The following is a 24,024-nucleotide window of genomic DNA, read 5'->3' on the forward strand; positions in this document are numbered from 1 at the left end:
AGCATCCAGACGCAAGACCGAGAAATCTCAAGCTCTCCGCAGATAAAATTGTCATCGAAAACGAAATTCCAAGAGACCTGGGCGGGTTCGAGCCGACCGACGGTCGACGTACATCTCGACCAAGATCAGGATGACGCGTGTACGCCGAGCCCGAAGGCATCGTGCAAGGCTCGCACCCCGAGCTCAAGATATTTCTCGTCGACCACGACCGAGATCTTGATCTCGGAGGTCGAGATCATGCGGATATTGATCCCTTCTTTGGCCAGTGTCGAGAACATGAGACTCGCGATCCCCGCGTGGCTGCGCATCCCGACCCCGACCAGCGAGATCTTCACGATCCGGCTGTCTCCGAGCACTTGGCGTGCACCCAACTCCTTCGCCGTGCGATCCAGGATCTCCGTCGCGCGCGGGAAATCGTTGCGGTGCACGGTAAAGGTGAAGTCGGTCGTCGCCTCTTTGGCAGCGACGTTCTGGATGATCATGTCGACTTCGATGTTGGCCTCCGCGATCGGCCCGAGGATCCGGTAGGCCACACCCGGCTGGTCCGGCACGCCGAGCACGGTCAACTTGGCCTCGTCGCGGCTGAAGGCGATTCCGGAGATCTTGGCGTCTTCCACGATGTCTTCCTCGAACGTAATGAGCGTACCCTCCCCCTCCTCGAAGCTGGAAAGCACACGCAGGGGCACCTTGTACTTGCCGGCAAACTCGACCGAACGGATCTGCAGCACCTTGGAACCGAGGCTCGCCATCTCGAGCATCTCCTCGAAGGTGATGCGATCAAGCTTGCGGGCCTTGGGCTCGACGCGCGGGTCTGTGGTGTAGACCCCGTCCACATCGGTGTAGATCTGGCATTCGTCGGCCTTCAGGGCGGCCGCGATCGCCACGGCGGAGGTGTCGGAGCCGCCACGCCCGAGTGTGGTGATATTGCCTTCGGCGTCGACACCCTGGAAACCGGCGATGACCACGACCCGACCGGCCTCGAGATCGGCACCGACACGGGCACCGTCGATGTCGTGGATGCGCGCCTTGTTGTGGGCGCTGTCGGTGAGGATGTGCACCTGACCGCCCGTGTAGGAGCGCGCGGCACAACCCATGGCGTCGAGCGCCATGCTCAAGAGCGCAATCGCCACCTGCTCGCCGGTAGACAGGAGCACGTCGAGCTCACGCGGGACCGGACGATCCTGGATCTGCTTGGCGAGCCCGATCAGTCGATCGGTCTCCCCGGACATGGCCGAGACCACGACCACGACCCGATGCCCCTCATCGCGCCAGCGCTTGACGCGCTCGGCCACCGCCTTAATCCGCTCGGCATTGGCCACGGATGTGCCGCCGTACTTCTGAACGATCAGCCCCATCGAATTCTCCCGGCACACACGTCTCGCGCTCTCCCGAAGTATTCGGTCCGATGAACCGCGAAGGTGCAAAGGACGCGAAGAATAATGATCTATCGACAATCCGGACGGTTTGCTGCACGCAGCTCCGCGGGTCGCGGTCGGTCAGGTTTGGTCGGCAGCGCCGTCAGCCGAATCGAAGCCTAGACCCTGCCGCACCCAACCGTCCACCAGCGCCAAGGCCGCCGGGAGACCCGCCGGATCGTTGCCGCCGGCTTGGGCCATGTCGGGACGTCCGCCGCCCTTGCCACCGACCTTCTCGGCGACCTCGCGGATCAGATCGCCGGCCTTCAGGCGGTCGGTGAGATCCTTGGTCACACCGGCGATCAAGCTGACCTTGCCGTCGCCCTCCGTGGCGAGGACGACGACGGCAGAGCCGAGCTTGTCCTTGAGCTGATCGAGCGTCACGCGCAGGACTTTGGCGTCGGCACCCTCGAGCCGCGCGGCGAGCACCTTGACGCCGTCGATCACCACCGCCTGCGACGCCAGATCCTGACCAGCGGAGCTGGCGAGCTTGGCCTTGAGCTGCTCAAGCTCCTTTTCGAGCCGACGGCTGCGCTCGAGCAGCGCAACGACCCGCTGGTCGACGTCCTCGCGCCCGCCCTTGAGGAGCCCGGCAAGGCGAATAAGTCGATCCTCGTCGGCCTCGATCCAGTCGAGCGCGGTCGCACCGGTCACGGCCTCGATCCTCCGCACGCCGGAGGCGATGCCGCTCTCACCGATGATCTTGACCAGACCGATATCGCCGACCGCTTTGACGTGGGTTCCACCGCACAGCTCGGTGGAGAAGTCGCCCATACGCAGCACGCGAACCTGGTCGGAATATTTCTCGCCGAAGAGCGCCATGGCCCCGGACGCCTTGGCATCGTCGAGGCTCATGATACGAGTCTCGACGAGATGATTCTCGCGGACCTCGCGGTTGACCATCCGCTCGATCTCCAGCAGCTGCTCGCGCGAGACCGCCTCGTAGTGCGAGAAGTCAAAGCGCAGTCGCTCCGGACCCACGAGGGAGCCCTTCTGCTGCACATGCTCGCCCAAGACATGACGTAAGGCTGCATGGAGCAAGTGGGTGGCCGAGTGGTTTAAAGCCGTCGCGCGCCGTCGCGCGCCGTCGACGCGCGCGTCGACCCGATCACCGACCGCGAGGACACCCTCGTCGACACGTCCCAGATGACAGACAGCGCCCTCGCCCTTCTTCTGCGCATCCAGCACCTCGAACCGGCCGGTCTCACCGACCAGCCAGCCCCGATCCCCGACCTGGCCGCCGGACTCCCCGTAGAAGGGCGTGAGATCCAGGATGACCAGACCTTCCTCGCCTGCGGTGAGCTGATCGCGGGAGCCGTCCGCGGAGTAGATGGCGAACACCGTCGCCTCCTCTTGCAGCCGCTCGTAGCCGCAAAACTCGGTCTCGCCCTGGACATCGATCTCGAGACCAGCCGCGCCGCCGAACTGGCTGGCGGCGCGTGCGCGCTCGCGCTGCTGCGCCATCGCCTGCTCGAAACCGTCCGTGTCAAGGGTCAGGCCGCGCTCGCGGGCGATATCGGCCGTCAGGTCGGTCGGAAAGCCATAGGTATCGTAGAGTTTGAAGACGGTCTCACCCGGAATCCGCGCATCGCTCAGGGTTCCGATCGCCTCGTCGAGCAGGCGCATGCCGTGCTCGAGGGTCTCGGCAAAACGCTCTTCCTCGAGCAGGATCATGCGCTCCACATGCTCGCGCGCCGCGACCAGCTCGGGGTAAGCCGCTCCCATCTCGGCGACGAGCGCCGGGATTAGGCGGTGGAAGAAGGGCGTGGTGCAACCGAGCTGGTAGCCGTGTCGGATGGCCCGACGCATGATGCGACGCAGGACATAGCCCCTGCCCTCGTTGCCCGGCGTCACCCCGTCGGTGATCAAGAAGGCCGCGGAACGGATATGGTCCGCGATGACGCGCAGAGATTTGTTCAGGTGATCCGAGCAGCCGGTAAAACGTGCCGCCGCGTCGATGAGACGCACGAAGAGATCGATCTCGTAGTTGCTGTGCACGCCCTGCATGACGGCGGCAAGGCGCTCCAGACCCATCCCGGTGTCGACCGACGGGCGCGGCAGCGGGGTCAGATTGCCCTCGGCGTCGCGGTTGTACTGCATGAAGACCAGGTTCCAGATCTCCACGTAGCGATCGCCGTCCTCGTCCGGCGAGCCGGGCGGGCCGCCTGGGATCTCGGGGCCGTGGTCGTAGAAGATTTCGGAACAGGGACCGCAGGGACCGGTCTCGCCCATCGACCAGAAATTGTCCTTTGCCCCGCAGCGCGAGAAGCGCGAGGCGTCGGCACCGATCTCCTTCAACCAAATGTCGGCGGCCTCGTCGTCTTCGGTGTAGACGGTGATCCAGAGCCGCGCCGGCGGCAGGGCCAGGACGCGGGTCAGATAGTCCCAGGCGAACTCGATCGCGTCGCGCTTGAAATAATCGCCGAAACTGAAGTTGCCGAGCATCTCGAAAAAGGTGTGATGCCGGGCCGTGTAGCCGACGTTCTCCAGATCGTTGTGCTTACCGCCGGCACGCACGCACCGCTGCGCGCTGACCGCGCGGTTGTAGGTGCGCCGCTCGCGCCCGAGAAAGACCTCCTTGAACTGCACCATCCCGGCATTGGTGAAGAGAAGGGTCGGATCGTTGCCCGGCACCAGGGGGCTGGACGGCACGCATTCGTGATCGCGTTGCGCGAAATAGTCGAGAAAACTCGCTCGAAGCTCTGCGCTGGTGCGGATACTGGTGCTGGTGGTCATGGGTATGCTCGGTTGGACTGCGGACGCCGGCCGGTCAATCGGGCCAGCGCAGGAAGCGGCGGATCATCTCGGGGGGAAATCCACGTTGCTCGAGGAAACGCCCGCGCCGGGCGTACTCGGCGCGGTCGGGCGGCGGCTCGCTGCCGAATCGGCGATCGTAGATTTCTGCCATATAGGCGGACCAATCATCCCGCGCGGCGTCGAGATGATGGTCTACAAGGGTATCGGGAAGGCCCTTTTCATACAACTCTGAGCGGATTCGCAGGGGTCCGAACCCTTTGGCTGCGCGCTCGGCAACATAGTGTTCGACCATCCGGTTCTCATCGAGCGCGCCCTCGGCGACCAACCGGTCAAGCGCCTGCGCAATCCCCGGGTCATCGAAGCCGCGCGCTCGGAGCTTACGCTCGAGCTCCGCGCGCGAGTGCTCGCGGGTGGCAAGCAGTCGACGGGCTCGATCGGCGATCTCCGCCGCGGGGTCGGGTTCGTCCATCGCTCGACAAGGGGCTAAGGTCTAGATCTCCACCTTGATCTCTTCAGGGGCCTCGGCGATCGGTGCGACAGCGGCGCCGGGCAAGGGGTCGCCGATCTTGGGCAGAAGCTTTTCGCGAATCTTCGCCTCGATCGCCTTGGCAATCTCGGGGTTTTCGCACAGGAAGACCCGCGCGTTGTCCTTGCCCTGCCCGATGCGATTGCCCTCGTAGCTGTACCAGGCGCCGGATTTCTCGATGAAGCCCTCGTTCACCCCCAGGCTAACGATCTCGCCTTCGCGCGAGATGCCTTGGCCGTAGAGGATGTCGAACTCGGCCTGCCTGAAGGGCGGCGCGACCTTGTTCTTCACGACCTTGACCTTGGTCTCGTTGCCGATGACCTCGTCGCCCTTCTTGATGCTGCCGATACGGCGGATATCGAGCCGGACCGAGGCGTAGAACTTGAGCGCGTTGCCGCCGGTCGTGGTTTCCGGAGAGCCAAACATGACGCCGATCTTCATCCGGATCTGATTGATGAAGATAACCAGGCAGTTGGAGCGCTTGATGTTGCCGGTGAGCTTGCGTAGCGCCTGGGACATGAGTCGCGCCTGCAGACCGACGTGCGAATCGCCCATCTCGCCCTCGATCTCGGCCTTCGGGGTCAGGGCTGCGACCGAGTCGACGACCACGACATCGACCGCGCCTGAGCGCACCAGCATGTCGGTGATCTCGAGCGCCTGCTCGCCTGTGTCGGGCTGGGAAACCAGCAGATCGTTCATGTTCACGCCGAGCTTCTCGGCATAGCCGGGATCCAGGGCATGCTCGGCATCGACGAAGGCAGCCGTACCGCCGGCCTTCTGCGCCTCGGCGATGATGTGCAGGGTTAGGGTGGTCTTGCCGGAGGATTCCGGGCCGTAGATCTCGACCACGCGGCCCTTGGGCACACCGCCGATCCCGAGCGCGAGATCCAGGCCGAGCGAGCCGGTCGAGATGGCTTCGACCTCCCGAATGACACCCGTGTCGCCCATACGCATCACCGAGCCCTTGCCGAACTGTTTTTCGATCTGGGTCAGCGCGGCGGCCAGTGCCTTCTTGCGGTTGTCGTCCATTGGGTCTCCGTTGAACCTGATCGGCTCGATCTTCTTAAGGGGGCTTGTTCGGCGATGTCCGGATCCGACGCGATCGGCGAGCACCGGAGCATCCGCCAAGACACCCGTCGCCCCACACGTCACGGCGTGGATTATCGCATAGCGAATCGGAAAACGGCACAAGGCATACCACCCCCGTACGGGTGCGCAAAGCATTCAAACTGCCCACGTCGCACACGCGCAGACCCTGCACGCAACACCGCCGGTGCGACGCTAGATCAAAGCCCACCGACGGCGCACCCGATAACGCTGACCGGGACCGCCGTTACCAGCGGCCAACACGATCTCGCGGACCGACCAACGAATCGGCGCCGGCCACTCGGACACCGACGCCGCCGCGGCTTTGCGTGCGAGTGTGATGTGCGGGCGATACGGACGCGGATCGGCCGGAAGACCGCAGGTCGAGAGCTGCGCCTGAAGTTCCGACACGAGCGCGGTCAAGGGCTCGGGCGGCGACGCGGGCGCGCACCACAGCACGCGCGCCCGCGCGAAATGTCCGACCCGATCGAGCTCGAGATCGAATCCGGGGGATCGAATCCGATCCGCAGCCCGCTCCGCACAACCGAGCACATCGGGTCCGAGCGGGCCGAGGAAGGCAAGCGTCAGATGAAAGTCGCTCGGGTGGGTTGCCCGTGCACCGACGGATAGGAAGCCGGGGACGCGTGCAGCCAAGACGTCGCGGACCCCGTCATCGGGCCAAAGTGCGAAAAACCAGCGCTCAGACAAGGCCGCCGAGCCGCTCGACCAAGCCGTCGATCGCCGCCTGCACCGAGCAGCGGCGCACGGCATTGCGATCGCCTTCGAACTGGAAGCGCCGGGTCTCGACCCGCCCATCGGGCCAAGCCCACGCGAGACAGACGGTCCCGACCGGCTTCTCGGGGCTACCGCCGCCGGGTCCAGCCACGCCGCTGATGGCGACGGCGACGTGGGCGTGGCTGCGACTCAGGACGCCCAAGGCCATCTCCGCCACCACCGCCTCGCTCACGGCACCGTGCGCGGCAAGCGTCTCGGACCTTACGCCGAGCATCTCCTGCTTGGCCGCGTTGCTGTAGGTGACGAAGCCGCGATCGAGCCAGGCGCTGCTACCGGCAAGATCCGTAACGACCTTCGCCAACCAGCCGCCGGTGCAGGACTCCGCAACCGCAAGCCGCAGGCCCGAGCGCAGCATCAGCTCGGCAAGCGGGACGGCGCTCGGTTCTTGCGCGCAGGGGGATTGAGGGTCATTCATGACGGAATCAAACCGCAAAGGCGTCGAGGACGCAAATCGACCTCTCGGGTGGAAAATCCAATGGATTCGCTCCAGAATGCCGACCCATCGAAGTCAGACCCGCCGATCGCGGCGGCCGACCCCGGAGCCGATGGATGACCGACCTTCAGATTTATTGCGAGCACAAACCTTCCCCCGCCAAGCTGGATGTCCTCGGCGTCGAGCACTGGGCGGTCTGGAAAAAGGAGCCATCGACCTTTCCATGGCGTTACGATCGCTCCGAGACCTGTTACGTGGTGCGCGGGCGTTTTCATGTCACCCCGGCCGGCGGCGAGACCCACACCTTCAGCCGCGGCGACCTCATCAGCTTCCCCGCCGGCATGGAATGCACCTGGGAGGTGGTCGAGCCGGTCGAGAAGCATTACCGATTCGACTAAACCGCGCCGGCTCCAACGGTCGTCATGTCTGCCGGGGCCGATCCCAACTAAAAACATGACCTACCGCGCTGGGCGCGGTTTAGTTCCAGAAATACCAATAACCAACCGGAGAGAAACGACAATGCGAAAGATCCTGCTGTCCCTGCTGATTGCCTTGCTGCCGCTGACATTTCTCGCCACGCAGGTGCGTGCCGAAGCCATGACCATCTCCGATACCGTGCTCAAGATGCCGCTCGCCGAGGACGTCTCGATGGACGAGGCCGTCGATTCGATGATGCTCCGCGCCAATGCACTGAACTTTAAAATGGTCGCTCACCTGCCGCTCTACAAGGAGCTGGAGTCGATGGGTGTGGAGACCAAGCGGATCGAAATCTTCCAGTTCTGCGATGCCCGGATCGCCAACGAGATGATCAAGGAGAACATCGACTTCTCCGCATATCTGCCCTGCCGAATCACTCTGATCGAGGATCAGGAAGGACAGGCATGGCTGACGACACTCGATCTCAACAAGGTCATCGAGATGGCCGACCTGCCGCCGAACCTGATGGAGCATGCCGTGAAGGTGCGCGACACCATCGAGGAGATCATGACAGCGGGCGCCACCGGCGACCTTTAGGTGATTTCCGCAAACTTCCATACCCGTAGGTTGTGCTGACGATAGGAAGCACAACTCGCGCCGACGGTTGGTTGTGCCTCGCGCGGCTCGGCACAACCTACGCTGTTGGTATGAGGGTTTCCGGTATTCGCCTTAAACCGCGCTCGGTGCAGTATGCGTCGCGTGTAGGGGTCGCTTGGCCGCGCCAGCTCCGACGGCTGTCGGAGCTGGCGCGTTTTAAAGTATTAAAGAATATAAAATTTTTAACCGCGTCTCACCGAAATCGAGGACATCGCCAAAGCCGAACGCACAAACGGCCCGTGGCGTAGAGCGCCATGGGGCATGCGTGACAACGCAGAGCGGGTGTCACGAGCGCCTAGGCCTTTCCGCCATGGCCGCTGACGAAGGCATGCAACGGCTGAGTCTCCTCGAACAGGCGCGACTGCTCCGCGGTCGCCTCCTGCTGATAACGGGTCTTCCAGTCCGCGTAGGGCATGCCGTAGATCGCCTCGCGTGCCTGGTCGTAGGACATCTCGACACCGCGCTCGGCAGCGGCGTTCATGTACCACTTTGACAAGCAGTTTCGGCAGAAGCCGGCCAGGTTCATGAGGTCGATGTTCTGCACATCGGTGCGCCGTTGCAGGTGCTCGACCAGGCCACGGAATGCGGCGGCCTCGATCTGAGTCTTGGTGTTGTCGTCCACGTCATTTCTCCTTCGTGTGAGTGGTAAAGCCGATGGATTGAAGTCGCACCGGGAGGCGCGGATACTCGGGAACCGATAGTATTCGGGGTGACGGGGCGGTTCTGCGCGTTCGACCTAAGCAAACGCCTTGCGTACGCCAACCCGACCAGCTGGCCACATCGGAGCACTCACGTCCATGGACTATCTGAGCCTGTCCCGCGCCGCACGCCTCGCGGGCGTCACCCGTGCCGAGCTGCAGCGTCGCATCAGACGCGGCGAGATCGCCACCTTCGAGGGCTCGGTCGCCGTCAGCGATCTCTTGCGCGCCTTTCCGGCTGTCAGTCTTACGGACGACGCAGCGCTCGAGCGGGTCGAACGCATCAAGAACGATGCGCTTCCCAAGACCGAGGGGCACGACTCGGCACTGCCCAGCCCGCAGGTCCTGGTCTCACGGCTGCGGGCGATGAGCCAAACGCTCGTCGAGCGCATGTCGGCCTTGAGCGCCGCCGAGGAACTTTTGGATCAAGTCGGCGAGCGCCTGACGACGCTCGCCGATTCAGCCCCTGCGCACATCCGGAGTCAGGCGTGCGACACACGCGACTGGTTCCTCGGCGCCCGCGCGGATCTCAACACCGGTGCGGTGACCGACGAGCGCGCACAACTCTTCGCCAAAGACACCTTTCTTCGCATCATGGCAGCCAACGTCAAACTCATCCCGAGCGGTCACGACTACTTCGTCGAGGGCAACGAGTCGATTCTCGAAGCCTCCGTGCGCGCCGGGATCAACCTCAATTACGGTTGCGCGAGCGGCAACTGCGGGGCCTGCAAGGCGCGCCTGATCAGCGGCGAGTCGCGGCGGATCCGGGAGCACGACTATGTGTTGAGCGAACGCGAGAAGGCGATGGGTTATCTCTTGACCTGCTCGCACACGGCCGTAACCGACGTCGTGATCGAGGCAGCCGAGGCGCTCACGGTGACCGATCTGCCGCATCAGGAGATTCGAGCCAGTCTCCGTAAGCTCGAGCACATCTCCGAGGACCTCGTCTCACTGAACCTACAGACCCCACGGACCCAGACGCTGCGGTTCATGTCGGGCCAGCGCGTGCGCCTCACGCTCGAAGGCGGTGCGAGTCGAGAACTGTCGATCGCAAGCTGTCCCTGCAACGCCCGAAACCTCTGGTTCCACATCCGACGCGGCGCCGATGCCTTTTCGGACGCCGTCTTCAAACCACTTCGCCCCGGCCATCTGATCACTGTCGAGGGGCCCTACGGGCGCTTCGTCTTGACCGAGGACGCGCCGGAACCGGCGGTCTTTATCGCCTTCGGCGACGGTATCGCACCCGTGAAAAGCCTGATCGAGCACGCCGTTTCGATCGACGTGATCGAATCCTTCCATCTCTACTGGGACACGCAGTATTCGGAGGGGCACTATCAGGGACGTTGGGGCCGCGCGCTCACGGATGCGCTGGACAACTTCCAACTGACCCCGCTGATGAGCGGCCGAGCGGATGATGTCTTCGCGGTCGTCCGCGCCGATCACCCGGATCTGCGCGGACTGCGTTTCTATCTGGCCGGCCCGAAAGCGGCTATCGGACGGCTGGCGGAGATACTCCGCGACGAAGGAATTACCGATGACCGGATCGCCTGCGAGATCACCGAGACTTAAACCTCGAGCAGCCCCGCCATGGTCCGATAAAACCCGTCGAGCCAAGGCTCTGGTTGGTCGAACTGCCACAGCAGAGGTCTTGATCCGTTGGTCTCACGCGAGCTCGTATAGACCATCTTGCCATCCCGGGTTTCACACACCTCGAACGAGCACAGACCTCCGGGGACGTGCAACATGAGACCGCAGGGGTGCGCTTCGCCGCCGAGCACAGCCGCCACCAATCCGTGGACACGGTCGGGTCGCCGATCGTAGTCCCGCGGCCAGATGCGTTTGAGCACGTCGATCTTGACGAAGTTGTCCTGAACGTCGGCGAACGCCTGTAGCAAGGGGAGCGCCGCCTCGTGCCGACGCAGCGCCTTCTCCAGCGACGTCTCCTTGACCTCCTCGTGCGAGGTTCGGACACGCTCTGCCTGAGCCTTGATCTTGCTTAAGGTATCGTTCACGGCGTTCATCCCTTCGTGACCAAAACGCGTGCCCTCGTCGTACTCGCGAGCATCCGCAGCCCGCGAGTGATCAGCCTCGGATCATTCCCTTCAAAACAGCTCCGTCAACCGCCCTGCTCGGCCTCCTCCCTGAGATCATCCAACAGGGTCTCCGGCGCGATGACTACGCCCGAGCCATCCGGGGCGGGAAAGACGGCGACCATCCGGCCGTCCTTCGCCATGCCGGGCAACCAACGGGACATGAAGACGTCAAGCCCCAGCGGTTCGGCCCGACAATCGGCCCAGTCATGGGTCGCCAGGGTCGTGGCACATGCCGCATCGGGCCAGAAGGGAAAACAATCCCGCCCTTCCTCGTCGGAGAAGGCAATAAAACCATCATCTCCCCTTAAGGTCCAGACCTGGCCCTGTTGCGTGACACTTGCAAGAAACGCGATATAGCGCTCTTCGCCCGGCAGGCCGAAACTGCCCGAGAGATCCTCTGCGTTCGGTAATGCGTTCATTGCAAACTCGTTTTCAAAATTGTTGGCGGTCAGCCGAAATCCTGCTCGAGGATCGCGTTGACCCGTCGGCAGATCTCGCGCCCGTAGTCGGTCCAGAGGCCCTGTCCCCAGTAGCGATAGCAGCTGGTTTGGGAGGCCATCAGGTGGAAGAGTGCGTTGCGATAGCGCGGGTCGTTGGTGGCGACGCCGGGGATCAGGACCTTTTGGTTGAAGTGGGCACTCGCCTCCTCCATCGGGCCCAGCACGTCGTCGTAGCCCTTCACCCAGGACAAATCGGATGTCCAACTGCCGCCTTCCATGTGGAATCGGCCGTCTTCCTGCTTGAGCTCGGCAATCGCCTTTTCCAGCTTCTCCGGTCCGTCGCCAGGCTGGATGCGCGCCCAGATGCGGTCGTGGAACAGGGGTTGGACCTCGGGGAGATCGGATGCCTTGATCCCGAGCGCAAACAGATGCTCCAGATATTCGCTGCCGTTCATCATGGGCGTGTCGGTGTGGCTCGAGGCGGCGACCACCTCCATGAACTTGCCCGGGAACTCGTTCATCATGACGCCTCCGTTCTCGCCGTCGGCGATCTGTGTGACCAGCGGCGGGATCGACTTGCCGGCGAGCGCGACGCGCTGCAGCCCTTGGGCCTCGTACCAGGGCTGCATCTGGGCGACCAACTTGGTGTCCGACCCCTGGGTCTTGACGATCGCGATGATGCTCGCGGTCTCGCCGTGCGAGTTGGTGACGACCAAGCGATGCGGGATGTGCGGGCGCTCCGGATGCCGACCGGTGTCGAGCTGTTGAACCGTGTGCTCTTGAACCAGAACCCATTGAAAGCCGCAGTCCACCAGCGTCTTGACGAAGGCGTAGGCGACGTCGGGATGATTGGGCAGGGCCATCTCGGAGGGCGAGAAGCCGCGCACCCGCTCCAACGCCTCCCACCCGAAGATGGCGGCGAAGTGATGTTGGAACGCCTTCACGTGCAGACGAAAGTCCTGCACCGGCGTGGAGGGTGCAACCGCATGGCCCCAAGGCATCCCGAGCCACTCGACGGCCCAGTTGTAGTCCGGGTTGCAGGTGATACCCTTGAGCGCATCGATCACATGATGCTCGCCCATCTTGCGCAGACCGTGCAACAGTGTGCCCGAGTATTCGAGCATACAGCGCGGCGACTTGCCCTCGCCGATCAACTGGGGGATGAACTCGCCCATCCGCTTGTAGCACCAGACGAAGGCCGGGGCATTGTAATTGTCCCCGACATGCTGGTTCTCCATCATGTACTGGAGATTGCTGATCAGAGCGGCGCTGCGCAGATCCCCGCCTCCGGCCGGGATCAGAGGCTGGTGTTGATGCAGGGCGATGGCAGTCGCCGAGCGGATGGAGCCGAAATCGATGCCGCCGCGATCGGCAAACAGCGCCCGCGTCCGCGCATCGGAAACAACGGCCTCGACGTCCGACTCATGGCCGCAGATATTCGGAAGGTCATCGACGTACTCGGGTAGCGGTTTCACGGCGAGCTCCTTGAAATAGGGTGGCTCCGGGGTTGCCGGAGTGGATCAAGAGGATTGCGGTAGCGGTGTTTCGGATGCGGCCGGCCCATCGGGCGCATTTGCGAGCGGAGCCGCGGTCGTGTCGGTGTGGATGTCCGTAGACTCCGCTTCGGATTCGGCTAGCGAATCAGACGTCGGTCCGGACGTGGACCCAGGCGCTAGCGCATCGACCTCCACCGGCTCCGGGCGGATCCCGATCCGCTTGAGCGCGGCCCGACTGGCCTCCAGATCTGCCTCGGCACGCGGCACCCAGGCCTCGCCCCAGTAGAGATGACAACTGGTCTCGGCGCGCAGCAGACGCCACATCGCATCCTCGATCGCCTCGGCCTCGGGACCTTCGCAGACGCCGCGCTCGGTGGCATACCAACGCGCGTCATGGACCATACGACTGGCCTTGACGAAGGCGTCGATGGTCTGCTTCTGGCGATCCGAGCCGGTCCATTGCGTGAAGTCGCGTCCGTGGTGCCAGCCGGTGTTCCATGCGCCGGTGCGCACGCGCACCTCGCCGTGGGCACCGTAGGTATCCAGATAGCGGCTGATGAAGGTCGGCGCGATCGCGGCCTCGCCGCCGGCGACACGCTGGAGCAAGGGAAGATAAAAGGCACTCCAGAAGTTGGCACCTTCGGTCACGTTGCGGAACCAGCCGCCGTTCTCACCGTCGGTGCAGGTGGTCACCAGAGGCGTGAAGTCGCACCACTTGGTCCGTTCGGCGACCTCGGCGAGGAACCAATCCAGCTCCATTCCGGACTCCTGAGCATCGGAGAGATCGCGATCGCGCACGATGACCGTGATCGCCTCGCCGCCGAAACGCGCGATGTGCGGCCGATAGCGAAGCTCCTGCCAGCTCATGGGCGAGATCGGCTCCACGTGCTCGCTATCGACCATGACATACCGATAGCCGAAGGCACGCAACAGCGGGATCAGCTCCATCGAGAAGCCCATCTCGGGCGGCCAGAAGCCCTGGAAGCGCGGACGCCACAACAGGTGATGCGCAATGCCGAGCCAGCGACGCAGCTGTTCCTCGCGGTCGGCCTCGGGGATCAGGGGCAGCACCGGGTGGTAATAACCCGTCCCCAAGACCTCGAAGAGCTTCTCGTTCTGGAAGTGCCACAGGAGCGACCCGCAGTCCGCGGTGCCGTAGACACGCTTCTGGAACTCGGGATTCGACAGGGTCTCGAGCAGAGTACCGGACAGGGAGAGGTGGACGCGGGCCAGGTCTTCATGACCCCAGAGACTGCGCGGGATGCGATCCAGGGCGAAGAGGATCTCTTTGGCCTCCCAGCTCTGGTTGTCGAGGAGCTCCTCGAGGTTGCCGGCGGGCTGATGCAGGTTTAGAACGAGCGCATGCTGGGCGATCACGGTACGACACTCCGAGATGGCATTGAGGGGATGGCATTGAGGGGAAGGCATGGAGGAGCAGTAGCATGTTGGTCGTGAGGATAACAGAACCGCGACGAACGCCCAAAAGCCCGACGCATCGTGTCGATTCGCACTTGCGCTCGCGCAGGAGACGCACCACCTGCGTGATGAAGCCGGGAGCTCCATCCTCATAAAGTAACGTGTCAGAAATTAAGTGGAGCACCGAATCTGATCGTTGTCGTCGTCGTTGTCGTTGTCGTTGTCGTTGTCGTAATCGAGAACGACTACAACAACCGTGGCAAAGGTATATTTGTCAAGTTGTCATACTTATTTTTGTACCCTTCCTATGTGACATTGACGCGCGCCCCCGCCGATCCAAGCCACCGAGACCGGATATCGCATGCCCAAAATTCTCATCGACCCCGAGTCGACGTCGCTGGATCACAGATTCGCGATCATCAAGACGAAACGCACCGACCGTGCTCGCTACCCGGAGGGGTGTGTGTCGGTCGTCGCGGACGAAGCGGCGGCAATCTCGGGGGCGGGGGCGGCTGCGGAGCGAGGACTCCATCCGGCGATCGTCTACGGACCATCGAGCTCCTCGGAGGGCCAACGGCTCTATTATCTGGTGCGTTGGCTCACATGAGTGCACCGACCTTCGACCAGCCGTCCGCAGACGTCCCGGTGCTGCGCATCCGGGATCTGCACAAGTTTTATCGCGAGGGCGAGGGAACAACCGAGCACCGCGTCCTGGAAGGCATCAACTTCGATGTGGACCGCGGCGAGTGCGTCGCGCTGCTCGGCCGAAGCGGCTCGGGAAAGTCGACCCTGCTCAACCTGCTCGCCGGGATCGATCGGCCGGATCAAGGACGCGTCGAGGTCATGGGACATCGCCTCTCGACGCTCGGCGAGCCCGGTCTCACGCTCCTGCGACGGCGCCACGTCGGCTTCATCTATCAATTCTTTAATCTGATCCCGACCCTGACGGTCGCCGAGAATCTTGCCTTACCGCTCGAGCTGAACGGCACCTCGCTCGCCCGCGGGATGCCGCGGATCATCGAAATGTTGGAACGTCTCGGACTCGGCGGTCGCGCCCGGGCCTTCCCGGACCAGCTCTCGGGCGGGGAGCAGCAGCGCGTCGCCATCGGCCGTGCGCTGATCCACTCCCCTGCCCTGGTCCTGGCCGACGAGCCGACCGGCAACCTGGACGTGGAGACCGGCGAGCAGATCCTCGCGCTCCTCGCCGAGCTGTTCGCGGATCGGCGTCGAACCCTGATCCTGGTGACGCACAGCCTGGCGGTCTCGCGCATCGCCGACCGGGTGCTCACCCTCGATAAGGGCCAGCTGGTCGACTCGGCTCGGGATCTTGCCTGGTGATTCCGGTCCTCGTCCGCGCCAGCCTGCGCTATCTGGCCCGCCACCGCTGGCAGTCCGGTCTTTCGATCCTGGGCATCGCACTCGGTGTGGCGGTCGTGATCGCCGTGGACATCGCCAACGAGAGCGCGCGGAGGGCCTTCGACCTCTCGATCGAGCGGGTCGCCGGACGGGCAACCCACCGCATCGAATCGGCCTCCGGCGGCATCCCGGATGCGGTCTATGCCGATCTTCGCCGCCGCGGCGGACTCGGAGCCGCCGATGCCTCGCCCGTCATCGAGGCGCCGATCCGGATCGGTGAGGCGACCTTCACCCTGATCGGACTCGATCTTTTAGCCTTCTCCTCGCTGCGAGGCACCGGCCTCTCGGTCGAAGGCACGTCGCTGATCCGCATGTTGACACAGCCCGATACCCTACTGCTGAGCGCAGGCGACGCACGGCGGCTCGGCGTCGTTCCGGGCGACACCTTGCCGCTGCGGATCGGGACCCGCGAGATCTCGGCCGAGCTGGTCGGCATCCTCGCCTCGGATCAGTTGAGCGGTTTCGAGGGTCTGGCAATCGCGGACATCGCAACAGCACAAGAGATCACCGAGCGCATCGGCACGATCGATCGGATCGATCTGGTGCTCACACCCGACGACGCGTCCGTCCTGGCCGAAGGGCTCCCGCCCGGTCTGCGCTTGGTCGCGTCCGAGCAACGCAGCGAGACCCTGCGTCGAATGACACGGGCCTTCCGCACCAATCTGACCGCCATGAGCCTGCTCGCCATGCTGGTCGGCGGATTCATCATCTACAACACCATGACCTTCGCCGTGCTGCAGCGCCGCAGCTTGCTCGGCTCCTTGAGGACACTCGGCTGCACGCGTGCCCAACTCTTTGCGTTGGTCCTGTCCGAGGCATTGGTGTTCGCGTTGGCCGGCGCTCTGCTCGGGCTGGCCTTGGGCATCCTGACCGGCTGGGGATTGGTGCAACTGGTCACGCGCACCATCAACGACATCTATTTCACGCTGACCGTGCGCGAGCTCTTCATCACGCCACTCTCGGTCGTAAAGGGCATGGCCGCCGGACTTCTGATCACTCTGGTCGCCGCACTCGGCCCGGCCATCGAGGCCGCGCGGGCTCAGCCGCGCGACGTGCTGCGTGCCAACAGCCTGGAGCGTCGCGGACAGCGCTGGGTGCTCTGGCTTGGCGCGTCGGGTCTGACCCTGATGCTCATCGGATGGGGTACGGCCCAGATCCCGAGTCGCTCGCTCGGTCTCGGATTTCTGGCGATCCTGATCCTGATTCTCGGCTTCAGCCTCTGTGTTCCCGCACTACTGCGCGCGATTGCACTCGGCTTGACCCAGGTCGTCGGGCCGATCGGCGGGATCCCGGCCGTGCTCGCAGCGCGCGGAGTGGCCGCATCCATCACCCGGACCGGCATCGCCGCAGCGGCCCTGACCGTCGCCATCTCCTCGACTCTCGGGGTCGGCATCATGATCGACAGTTTTCGCAGCAGTCTGATCGTGTGGCTCGATACGACGCTGCAAAGCGACATCTATGTCTCAGCACCCTCGGAGACGGGGAATCGCGCGGACGGCGTCCTGCCGTCCGGGCTTGCGCAACGGCTGGCCGGCCTTCCGGGCATCGCCGAGATCAGCATGGGGCGCAGCGTGCGGGTCGAAGCGGACACCGGCTCGGTGCTCCTGCTCGGGCTGACCTCCTCGTCGGTCAGCCCCAGCGGTTTCAGCTTCGAAGGCGCAGAAGCGGCGGATCTGTGGCCGCGTTTCGAGACCGGCGAGCTGATCCTCGCCTCGGAGCCTTACGCCTATCACCACGACGTCGGGGTCGGCGACCGGGTTGCGCTGTTCACCGACCGGGGCTGGCAGTCCTTCGAGATCGGCGGCGTCGTTCGCGACTACGGCTCGGATGCGGGGATGCTGGTCATGGCAGGTGCCCGTTACGCCGCGCTCTGGGATGACGACGCGGTGTCCTCGATCGGCATCATGGTGCGCGGCAACGCCGATCGCGCCGGGGTCTTCGAACAGGTTCGTGCCCTGACCGAGACGCTCGATGCCCCGGTCCTCGTCAGCCTGAACGAGCAGATCCGCGAACAATCGCTCGACATCTTCGACCGCACCTTCGCCATCACCCATGTCCTGCGTCTGCTGGCGATCGGCGTGGCCTTCATCGGCGTGCTCAGCGCCCTGATGGCGCTCGAGCTGGAGCGGCGTCGCGACTACGCCGTGATGCGCGCGACCGGCATGACCCGAGGCGAGCTGACCCTGTTGATCCTGACCCAAACCTCGATCCTGGGTCTGTCGGCCGGCCTGCTGGCGATCCCGCTTGGACTCGTGATGGCGGACCTTCTCATCGATGTCGTCAATCTGCGCTCCTTTGGCTGGACCATGGAGATGCGGATCCCGCCGCTGACCCTGATTCAGGGGATGGTGCTCGCTTGGAGCGCCGCCTTGATGGCGGGCCTCTACCCCGCTTATCGTTCGGCCAACACGGATCCGGCGCAGGCGTTGAGGTCGGAGTAAGTTGAAATCCGCACCTCCGTTCTTGCCACGGGAACGAGAATCCCGTGTATCCTTATCTCCGATGATGAGAAGAACCGCCGGTTTTGAATCAAGAGGCCGAATGACCGACGGGGTCTCAGTAAAAACCCCGAAGAGACCACACCGGAATCCAAGAGGCGAGCGAGCGACATGGCCGACGACAAAACGATCGTAACGAAGAAGACGGCACCAAAGGCGGCTGCCGACAACAAGATCACAGACATCAAGAAGACCGCAGCGAAAAAGACGGTCACGAAACCAACAGCCGCCCCGAGCGCCGGGCTCAAGGCTGCACCGATTAAAGCTGCACCGGCCAAAACGGCAACGGCCAAGGCGGCGCCCGAAAAAGCCCCCGTCAAGCCGACCGCCATCGCGGCGAAACCAGCCCCGGAAAGACCAGTTCCATTGAAGCCGGCCCCTTCCAAGAAGGTCGTGCCCGTGCCGGCCAAGACGTCCATGGCGACCGCAGGCACGAAAAAGACACCTGCCACGAAGGCACCCGCGAAGCCGGGGACCTCGGCGCTACGATCCGCCCCGAATGCACTCGAAGGCAAATCGATCAGCCTCAAATCGCTCGCCAACGTCTCGGACGAGGAGCGGCTACACATGATTCACGAGGCCGCCTATTTTCGCGCCGAGAAGCGTCGTTTCGCACCCGGGCACGAGGGTGAGGATTGGGCGGAGGCCGAGCGGGAGATCGACGAGTTGATTGCCAACGCCAAACGGATTTCCGGTCGCTGATCGCGAGCGACAGCCCGAAGAGGTGCCGATGCGGATCGGCGTGACGGGCACCCTGCAAACGGGTCAAAGACCCACCTGAAACGGCCGGCCGGGGCGAGCGTGCGAACCCCGGTTGAATCGTTCCGGCGTCGCGTCAGACCCCGCCCGAGTGGACGATCTCGTAGTAGACCTTCTCAAGCTCGGTCTTGTGCTTGGTCTCCTCGTCGGCCAGATAGCCGAAGAGATCATGGATCGGGCCGGGATCGGTGCCCTCGGCCAGCGCGCGATAGTGCTCCATGGCGATCTGCTCGCGCCCCATTGCATACTGCAACACCGCCTGATCGTCCGGCTTGGCACCCAGATCGGGGAGATGGACTGCATCGGAGAAGCGGGTATCGGTCGCCGGCGTTCGAACCTCGGCCTTGATCTGATCGGCGATGTCTTCGCGACTCGCCAAGCCGCTCAAGAGATCGAGATGCTGTTGCTCCTCGACGGCCAATTCCTCGACGACCCAACGCACGTTCTTGCCGACCTTCGGAATCAGGGCGGTGTAGAAGTCGCGCGCACTCGCCTCGAAGCTGCAGGCGACCTCCAGGATCTCGCGCAGCGAGGTCTTGGATTTGATCTTCTCGTAACTACTTTCTGCCCCTTCGATCATGCCGCGTCCTCCCGAATCGTCAAATAGCCGTGGATACTTGCGGCGACCCGGTGTCCGTCCGCGACCGCGGAGACCACATCCGGACCGCGCACCATGTCTCCGGCGGCCCAGAGCCAGGGCAGATTGGTCCGGCCCCGATCGTCGATCTCGAGTCGACCGCGGTTCCAGTCGAGTCGCTCGGTCAGCTCCTCGCCGAGGAACTCGACCTCGGCGGCTTGACCGATGGCCTCGATCACCATCTCGCCTTCGTGGATCTGCTCGTCGGCTTCATCGTGCCGAGGCGCAAACCGGCCCTGCGCGTCGAAGATGGAGAGCACGCGCCAGGTCCGCAAGCCATGGATCTTGTCCACCTCGTATTTACGCGGCTTGAAGAGGATCTCCTGCGGACCACGAGAGGGCAGAATCTGGACGCCTTCCTCTCTGGCCTCTTTGATCTCGTCGGGGTCGGCAAGCAAGTTTTCCAGATCCTCCAAAGCGGTGACCGTGACCTTCACCTCGCCGTAGGTCTGCTTCTGGAGCCGTGCGATGGTTCGGGCGACGTCCATCGCGACGTTCCCGCCGCCGATCACGATCGCCGAGGTCGGCACCAAGACCTTGACCTTGTCGGCGACATCACGCAGCAGGGTGACCGCCCGCTTGACTCGCGGGCGATCCGCGCCCGGGATGCGGGTCGAGCGGCCCATCCATAGACCGATGGTCAGGATGACGGCGTCATAATCCCGCTCCAGATCGGCCATCGAGATGTCTGTCCCGACCCGGGTGTTGTACTGAATCTTCACACCCAGCGAGGCGATGACGTCGACATCGCGGTCGATGCGATCCTGCGGCAGGCGGTAGTCCGGGATGCCGTAACGCACCATGCCGCCGGCCTTGGGTTGGGCCTCGAAGACGGTCACCCCGTGACCCTCCTTGATCAGGTCAAAGGCAGCCGTCAGACCGGCCGGACCGGCGCCCACGACGGCGATGCGCTTACCGGACAGGAACCGCGCCTTGCCCTCTGCGGCGATCGCCTTGACGCGCTCATGATCCACGGCGTCCATCGCGTAGCGCTTGAGCCAGCGAATGGCGATCGGCGTCCCGCGGTGTCCGACCGAGCAGGCGTCCTCGCAGCGATGGGTGCAGACCCGACCGCAGGTGTGCGCGAACGGATTGGTCCGATAGATCTCGCGCACCGCCTGCTCGGGGTCACCCATCCAGATGGCGCGGATGTACTCGGGCGCGTTCATGTGGGTCGGACAGGCATCGAAACACATGCCGCACTGCACGCAGCGCGAGGCCTCGATGATCGCCTGATTGGCCTCGTAACCGGCGACGATCTCCTTGAAGTTGCCGATCCGCTCGCTGGGCGGAAGCTCCTCCATTCGCTCGCGCTCAAGCGCCACCAGGTCGGCGTCGTCCGACTTGGCCCAGCCTTTCGGATAGGGCGTGCCGTGAATGCCCTTGGAATCGGGCAGCACGAAGTAGCTGTCCAGCTCACTGTCCAGACAGGTGTGGACATATTCCCGCGACAGCGAAATCGAGCCGGTCGGGCAGAGATCCACACAGAGCGCACACCAGCAGCAGCGTCCATAGTCGATGGCCGGGCGGAGATTGCGGATGCCTCTCACCGGATCTTCCGGCAGATCCGGGATACTCACCATGGTGATGGCGGCGTTGTCGCAGACCTTCTGGCAGGTGCTGCAGCCGATGCAGGTCTCCCAGTCGTTGAGATGGAAGCCGCGGTAGTTGGCCGACGCCGTACGCGGGTCCAGCGGCACGGTCACGGACTTGCGACCGAAGAAGGAAAGACTCTTCAGCGGGTTCAGGATCCCGCCCTTGTCCTTGTAGTCGATGTCGCGCATCAGCGATCCACCTCCGGGGGACAGGCGTCGAGCGAGAACATGGTCTGGGCGACGTCTTCGAGTCGGCAGCCGACCGAGAGCTTTTCGAGGACCTGAACGGCGTGCATCTGCGAAGGGCCGCGCACATGGGTGCGATAGGGCCGCTCGCCACCGTTCGACACCACATACCAGCCCAGCTCGCCCTTGGATGACTCCACACGCGTGTAAACCGAACCGGCCGGGACATTCCAGGCCAGCGGGTTGGGGATCGGACAACGGATCGGACCAGCGATCGAGGGCAATGCGGCGATGACCTGACGCGCGATTCGGATGCTCTGCACCAGTTCCTTGCGTCGCACCAGGGTGCGCGCCCAGGCATCGCCGGCCTCCTCGGTGGGAATATCGAAATCCAGGTCGTCATAGACGAGATAGGGATCGTCGCGACGCACGTCGAACGCAAGCCCGGTCGCGCGCAGGTTCGGGCCGGTCACGCCCCATTCGAGCGCCTGCTCGCGGCTCATGGAGCCGACACCTTTGGCCCGGTGAACGAAGACCTGGTTGGTGAAGAGCAGGTTGTCGTAATCCGGCAGACGCGAATCCAGATAATCCAGCGTGCTTCTGACGCGATCCAGAAAACCGTCCGGGATGTCCCGACGCACCCCGCCAGGGATGTTGTAGATGTGGTAGACCCGTCCACCGGTCAGCTCTTCGAACAGATCCAGGACCAGATCCCGATCGGCCATGCCCCAGAACATGGGGCTATACATGCCGGTGGTCGCCGCGTGTCCGCCAAAGGTGAAGAGATGCGCGGCGACCCGTGAGAGCTCAAGCTGCAGCACCCGCAGCCACTGGGCGCGCTCCGGCACCTCCAGCCCGCACAGCTCCTCGACCGCCAGGCAATAGCTGACCTCCATGGGGACCGGGTCCGGGACGCAGATGCGCGGTGTAATCGCCAGGTTCTGGATCCAGAGGCGCCCTTCCATCAACTTCTCGAATCCGCGATGCAGATAACCAGCGTCAGCTTTGCCCTCCAGCACCGTATCGCCGTGCAGACGCAGCTTGATCGCGTAGTTCCCCTCGATGCCCGGATGGTTCGGACCGATGTTGAGCTCGTATTCGTGGCTTGGCGGCTGGCGCTGCGCCTCGTAGTTCTCAGGACGCATCGACGTCTCTCCGACTGAACCGCTGCTCCTCCGGACGCACGGCCACGCCGCCGCCCTTCGCCTCGATGTCCTTGAGCCAATCCGGGTGGTAGTCCTGAAAATCGAAGTGGGCGTTCACCCATGCCTCCGAGTCGAAGTCCTTGCGCATCGGCGGCGGCCCATCCCATTCGGTCAGAATGAACTTACTCATGTCCGGGCTACCTTCGAAAAAGACACCGAACATCTCATGGATATCGCGCTCGAAGAAGGCCGCCGGGGTGAAGATATCGTAGACCGAGATGTAGACGCCTGGATCCCGCGCAATCCGGGTATGTGCCGAGACCAGGGATCCGATCTCGTAGGACCAGACGTGATAGACCAGCTCGAATTCATTCTCCTCGATCCAGTCCACACAGCTGATGGCGGAAAGATGAACATAGGAGGCACGACCGCGCAGCAACTCAAGCAAGGCCGGCAGGGCGTCCGGCTGCACATCGACACGAATACGCCGACTGCTCTTGCGCCGCACCTCGATGCCCTGCAGCTCGTTGAGCAGCGTATCCAGCCAGGTCGAGAGGTCTTTAGTCATTCGGAATCCCAATCAAATCGTAAGATGGGTAGAGCGAAGCGAAACCCGTCCTCTCACTGAAACGTCGCAGCCATGACCCGGTAGAGCAAAGCGAGCCCAATTACCGCCGCACCATCAACTCCGGAATATCCAGCTTCATCTCCAACGCCTCAAGCGGCTTCTGGTGTTGCTCCAGCAGTGCCGTATGTTCACCGAGGGTGTCGGGACCGAAAAGACCGTAATGTCTGGCCTCGCCGATCACGTCGGTCGGCGTCTGCCAGGTCTCGCCAAACAACCGCTGCTGGTTGCCAAGGTAATGGTCGTACCGCTTGTAGTAGTCCTTCCAGGAATCGGCCTTGCCCTGCCGGATGTTCTCCATCAGCTCACGGAGCCCCGCAATCACCGCCTCGGGACGCGGCATGCAGCCCGCGATATAGATATCCACCGGCATGTAGTCGTTGAGCTTCTTGGCGGTCGCATAACTCTGCCAATACATGCCGCCATTGACCGTGCAGGAGCAGATCCCGATGACGTACTTCGGCGAGTTCATCTGCTCATAGGTCAGGATGACACGCTTGAGCGTCTTAACCGAAACATAGCCGGTGACCAACAGGATATCGGCCTGGCGCGGCGACACCATCGGCTGAATCCCGAGCCGCTCCATGTCGAACCGCGAAGTCATGGCTGGCGGCAGCTCGATCGCACCGCAGCCGGTACAATAGTGCAGCATGAAGAGCGAGCGCGATTGGGCAAAGCGCACCAACTCATCAAAGACGTTCGCAAGCGGATTGGTCCGCTTCCCGGCCATGACCGGCAGCGTCTCGCCCGCCCGCGGTGTCTTGATCAGCTCAGTCATGTCGGATACCCCATCGGCAGTCGAGCCTTGTTGGAAATCGTGTCGCGCAACGACACGCCGAGCCTATCTCACCTCTACTCAAAATCTTAAACCGCGTCCGCTCCAACGCGCACAAATGCACTCAACAATCAATCCACTAAAGAACAGTGCATATCG

The 24,024-nt window shown here is 63.6% G+C and carries 23 protein-coding genes; 7 read left to right on the forward strand and 16 right to left on the reverse strand.

Annotated elements, in window-relative coordinates; all coding sequences use genetic code 11:
• Positions 1 to 125 precede the first annotated feature (125 nt).
• From AADX97_RS06840 to AADX97_RS06865, 6 genes are all read right to left on the reverse strand, one after another.
• The gene (locus tag AADX97_RS06840) at positions 126 to 1,355 is read right to left on the reverse strand and encodes an aspartate kinase (protein WP_374233246.1); all 1,230 of its coding nucleotides are present in this window, start codon (positions 1,353 to 1,355) and stop codon (positions 126 to 128) included.
• A 141-nt stretch (positions 1,356 to 1,496) separates the two neighbouring features.
• Positions 1,497 to 4,133: an alanine--tRNA ligase gene (gene alaS, locus AADX97_RS06845; RefSeq protein WP_374233279.1), complete on the reverse strand. Its 2,637-nt coding sequence runs from the start codon at positions 4,131 to 4,133 to the stop codon at positions 1,497 to 1,499.
• 52 nt (positions 4,134 to 4,185) lie between these two features.
• Positions 4,186 to 4,641 (reverse strand): regulatory protein RecX, encoded by a 456-nt coding sequence (locus AADX97_RS06850; protein ID WP_374233245.1) that lies wholly within the window; start codon positions 4,639 to 4,641, stop codon positions 4,186 to 4,188.
• A 21-nt stretch (positions 4,642 to 4,662) separates the two neighbouring features.
• The gene (gene recA, locus AADX97_RS06855; RefSeq protein WP_374233244.1) at positions 4,663 to 5,727 is read right to left on the reverse strand and encodes a recombinase RecA; all 1,065 of its coding nucleotides are present in this window, start codon (positions 5,725 to 5,727) and stop codon (positions 4,663 to 4,665) included.
• 252 nt (positions 5,728 to 5,979) lie between these two features.
• Positions 5,980 to 6,492, reverse strand: coding sequence for an RNA 2',3'-cyclic phosphodiesterase (gene thpR, locus AADX97_RS06860; RefSeq protein WP_374233243.1), 513 nt, complete (start codon positions 6,490 to 6,492; stop codon positions 5,980 to 5,982).
• The gene (locus AADX97_RS06865) at positions 6,485 to 6,994 is read right to left on the reverse strand and encodes a CinA family protein (protein WP_374233242.1); all 510 of its coding nucleotides are present in this window, start codon (positions 6,992 to 6,994) and stop codon (positions 6,485 to 6,487) included. The genes thpR and AADX97_RS06865 overlap by 8 nt, the downstream gene beginning before the upstream one ends.
• Before the next feature lie 134 nt (positions 6,995 to 7,128).
• Here AADX97_RS06865 and AADX97_RS06870 point away from each other — a divergent pair, with 134 nt between their 5' ends.
• Together AADX97_RS06870 and AADX97_RS06875 are read left to right on the forward strand one after the other, a co-directional pair.
• Entirely contained in the window at positions 7,129 to 7,410 is a 282-nt protein-coding gene (locus AADX97_RS06870) for a cupin domain-containing protein (RefSeq protein WP_374233241.1), read from the forward strand.
• 121 nt (positions 7,411 to 7,531) lie between these two features.
• Complete coding sequence (locus tag AADX97_RS06875) at positions 7,532 to 8,026, forward strand: DUF302 domain-containing protein (protein WP_374233240.1); 495 nt, start codon at positions 7,532 to 7,534, stop codon at positions 8,024 to 8,026.
• Positions 8,027 to 8,381: 355 nt separating this feature from the next.
• Here AADX97_RS06875 and AADX97_RS06880 read toward each other — a convergent pair whose 3' ends face one another.
• Positions 8,382 to 8,708, reverse strand: coding sequence for a DUF1244 domain-containing protein (locus AADX97_RS06880; protein WP_374233239.1), 327 nt, complete (start codon positions 8,706 to 8,708; stop codon positions 8,382 to 8,384).
• A gap of 175 nt (positions 8,709 to 8,883) precedes the next feature.
• Here AADX97_RS06880 and AADX97_RS06885 point away from each other — a divergent pair, with 175 nt between their 5' ends.
• Positions 8,884 to 10,353 carry a 2Fe-2S iron-sulfur cluster-binding protein gene (locus AADX97_RS06885; protein ID WP_374233238.1) on the forward strand — a complete coding sequence of 490 codons (1,470 nt, stop codon included), beginning with the start codon at positions 8,884 to 8,886 and terminating at the stop codon, positions 10,351 to 10,353.
• Here the strand turns inward: AADX97_RS06885 and AADX97_RS06890 are convergent.
• From AADX97_RS06890 to AADX97_RS06905, 4 genes are all read right to left on the reverse strand, one after another.
• Positions 10,350 to 10,796 (reverse strand): hypothetical protein, encoded by a 447-nt coding sequence (locus AADX97_RS06890; RefSeq protein ID WP_374233237.1) that lies wholly within the window; start codon positions 10,794 to 10,796, stop codon positions 10,350 to 10,352. The two genes, AADX97_RS06885 and AADX97_RS06890, sit on opposite strands and share 4 nt — an antisense overlap.
• A 104-nt stretch (positions 10,797 to 10,900) precedes the next feature.
• On the reverse strand, positions 10,901 to 11,296 hold the full coding sequence (locus AADX97_RS06895; RefSeq protein WP_374233236.1) for a DUF2750 domain-containing protein: 396 nt from the start codon (positions 11,294 to 11,296) through the stop codon (positions 10,901 to 10,903).
• A 29-nt stretch (positions 11,297 to 11,325) separates the two neighbouring features.
• Positions 11,326 to 12,792, reverse strand: coding sequence for a glycosyl hydrolase family 57 (locus tag AADX97_RS06900; protein WP_374233234.1), 1,467 nt, complete (start codon positions 12,790 to 12,792; stop codon positions 11,326 to 11,328).
• Between the two features lie 45 nt (positions 12,793 to 12,837).
• Positions 12,838 to 14,190 (reverse strand): glycoside hydrolase family 57, encoded by a 1,353-nt coding sequence (locus AADX97_RS06905; RefSeq protein ID WP_374233232.1) that lies wholly within the window; start codon positions 14,188 to 14,190, stop codon positions 12,838 to 12,840.
• A gap of 400 nt (positions 14,191 to 14,590) precedes the next feature.
• Between AADX97_RS06905 and AADX97_RS06910 the strand changes: the two genes are divergently transcribed.
• The 4 genes from AADX97_RS06910 (at position 14,591) to AADX97_RS06925 (ending at position 18,845) form a co-directional block, all read left to right on the forward strand.
• Positions 14,591 to 14,836: a hypothetical protein gene (locus tag AADX97_RS06910; RefSeq protein ID WP_374233230.1), complete on the forward strand. Its 246-nt coding sequence runs from the start codon at positions 14,591 to 14,593 to the stop codon at positions 14,834 to 14,836.
• Complete coding sequence (locus tag AADX97_RS06915; RefSeq protein ID WP_374233228.1) at positions 14,833 to 15,567, forward strand: ABC transporter ATP-binding protein; 735 nt, start codon at positions 14,833 to 14,835, stop codon at positions 15,565 to 15,567. Before AADX97_RS06910 ends, AADX97_RS06915 begins: the two co-directional genes overlap by 4 nt.
• A complete protein-coding gene (locus AADX97_RS06920; RefSeq protein ID WP_374233227.1) occupies positions 15,564 to 18,086 on the forward strand; it encodes an FtsX-like permease family protein in 2,523 nt (840 codons plus the stop codon). Before AADX97_RS06915 ends, AADX97_RS06920 begins: the two co-directional genes overlap by 4 nt.
• Before the next feature lie 168 nt (positions 18,087 to 18,254).
• Entirely contained in the window at positions 18,255 to 18,845 is a 591-nt protein-coding gene (locus AADX97_RS06925) for a DUF2934 domain-containing protein (RefSeq protein ID WP_374233224.1), read from the forward strand.
• Positions 18,846 to 18,978: 133 nt separating this feature from the next.
• On the opposite strand, the gene AADX97_RS06930 is transcribed toward AADX97_RS06925, so the two are convergent.
• From AADX97_RS06930 to AADX97_RS06950, 5 genes are all read right to left on the reverse strand, one after another.
• A complete protein-coding gene (locus tag AADX97_RS06930; RefSeq protein WP_374233223.1) occupies positions 18,979 to 19,482 on the reverse strand; it encodes a ferritin family protein in 504 nt (167 codons plus the stop codon).
• Positions 19,479 to 21,323, reverse strand: coding sequence for an FAD-dependent oxidoreductase (locus AADX97_RS06935; protein ID WP_374233220.1), 1,845 nt, complete (start codon positions 21,321 to 21,323; stop codon positions 19,479 to 19,481). Before AADX97_RS06935 ends, AADX97_RS06930 begins: the two co-directional genes overlap by 4 nt.
• Entirely contained in the window at positions 21,323 to 22,465 is a 1,143-nt protein-coding gene (locus tag AADX97_RS06940) for an NADH-quinone oxidoreductase subunit D (protein WP_374233218.1), read from the reverse strand. The genes AADX97_RS06935 and AADX97_RS06940 overlap by 1 nt, the downstream gene beginning before the upstream one ends.
• Positions 22,455 to 23,033: an NADH-quinone oxidoreductase subunit C gene (locus tag AADX97_RS06945; RefSeq protein ID WP_374233216.1), complete on the reverse strand. Its 579-nt coding sequence runs from the start codon at positions 23,031 to 23,033 to the stop codon at positions 22,455 to 22,457. Before AADX97_RS06945 ends, AADX97_RS06940 begins: the two co-directional genes overlap by 11 nt.
• 100 nt (positions 23,034 to 23,133) lie before the next feature.
• Positions 23,134 to 23,868 carry an NADH-quinone oxidoreductase subunit B gene (locus AADX97_RS06950; protein ID WP_374233214.1) on the reverse strand — a complete coding sequence of 245 codons (735 nt, stop codon included), beginning with the start codon at positions 23,866 to 23,868 and terminating at the stop codon, positions 23,134 to 23,136.
• Between the last annotated feature and the right edge of the window lie 156 nt (positions 23,869 to 24,024).

Source organism: Thiocapsa sp. C2-2m (assembly GCF_041903745.1).
GTDB lineage: Bacteria > Pseudomonadota > Gammaproteobacteria > Chromatiales > Chromatiaceae > Thiocapsa > Thiocapsa roseilacustris.